At 61.5% G+C, this 1,458-nt stretch carries 1 protein-coding gene; it reads left to right on the plus strand.

Annotation, left to right across the window (positions count from 1 at the left end; all coding sequences use genetic code 11):
- Positions 1 to 419 precede the first annotated feature (419 nt).
- Positions 420 to 1,310: a calcium-binding protein gene (locus LXM94_RS25175; RefSeq protein ID WP_235774548.1), complete on the plus strand. Its 891-nt coding sequence runs from the start codon at positions 420 to 422 to the stop codon at positions 1,308 to 1,310.
- Positions 1,311 to 1,458: the final 148 nt, after the last annotated feature.

A 1,458-nucleotide genomic window follows, 5' to 3' on the forward strand; every position in this document is an offset into this window, starting at 1 on the left:
ATCCTCTTGTTCCGCCTTCAGGAATTCGCCGGTTCGCGGAAGCGCGCGCTCGTTGTCGTCCGCCCTGCCGCGTATCGGCCGGGAGGCCAGGAGCAGGGCTGTGGAGGGGCGGGCACAGGACCTGGGTCATTGCCGGCGGTCTCGGGGTTGATGCATGGACGCGCCGCACAGGCCCGCCGGATGACGCCTGCTTGATGGTTCGGTGAAGCTTTCTTGACGGGAATCCATCACGGCGTTCCCGCGCAAGGGCGGCTCCTGCGATTTCGCCCGCTTTGTTTCAGGCGCACGTCTATGCCTTCGTTCCGCCTGTGTTATTCTGCTGCAAAATTTCTACTTTATCCGAATAGACGCGGGACCTGCCGCGTTGCGGTTTCTAGGGTGCGTTTAAAATCTTCACTGGAGAGAAGGGGGAAACATTTATGGCGAACATCAAGACGAAGCTTTACAAAAACAAGGGCGTCGACTTCACCAAGCTGCCGCTGGCGGAGCTGGCGGATTACGACAACGCGACGCTGAAGAAGACCTTTGCGAAGCTTTTCGACGACGACGACAATTTCACGCGCTTCGACGGAAACAACCTGAAGTACAAATTTGTGGGCGGCGATTTGGCAGACGTGCTCGGCGGCACGATAACGTCGCTGAAGGTCGAAACCGGCGGCGTGCGCTGGCTCAACATCACGGACGTTTCCCTGTCTGCCAAGCAGTTCTTCAATTTCTACCTGGACAACGACGTCGTCGGGGCGGTCAGCCTGTTCCTGAGCGGCAAGGACACCATCACCGGCACCACGAAGGCCGACGTCTTCTTCGGCGGCGGCAACGACGACAAGCTCTATGGCGGTGGCGGCAAGGACACGCTGAGCGGCGATGCCGGTGACGACAAGCTGTTCGGCGAGGCCGGCGACGACACGCTGAACGGCGGCGGCGGCAAGGACAAGCTGGTCGGCGGCGACGGCAACGATACACTCAACGGCGGCGGCGGCAACGATAAGCTCCTCGCCGGCGGCGGCAACGACACGCTGAACGGCGGCGCCGGAAAGGATCTTTTGCAGGGCAATGCCGGCGCGGACACCTTCGTCTTCTCGGCCGCCGGCCATTCCTCCAGCGCCGCGCGGGACACCATCACCGACTTCGACGCCTCGGAGGGCGATCAGATCGACCTCACCGCGCTCGGCGTCGCAGCGGGCGACATCGGCTTCAGCGATTCCGGCACCAACACGATCGTCACGGTCGATGTCGGCGGCGTCGATCTGGTGATCACGCTGAAGGACATCGAGCCCGCCGAGATCTCGACGTCCGACTTCCTTCTCTAGAGCATTTCCAGTCGATGCGCATTCGCATCGACGTCGGATAATGCGGCAAAAACAAAGAACTAGCGCATCTTCGGTGATCCGGATTGCACCGGAAATGCGCTAGACTTGAAATTGCCGTTTCCAGGCGTTTCCGCACCGCGCGCCGGCC

The organism is Rhizobium alarense (genome assembly GCF_021555155.1).
GTDB lineage: Bacteria > Pseudomonadota > Alphaproteobacteria > Rhizobiales > Rhizobiaceae > Rhizobium_D > Rhizobium_D alarense.

What these genes read in the sequence shown, in the direction of transcription:
- LXM94_RS25175 (WP_235774548.1), top strand. Translation starts at nt 420, where the DNA reads ATGGCGAACATCAAGACGAAGCTTTACAAAAACAAGGGCGTCGACTTC.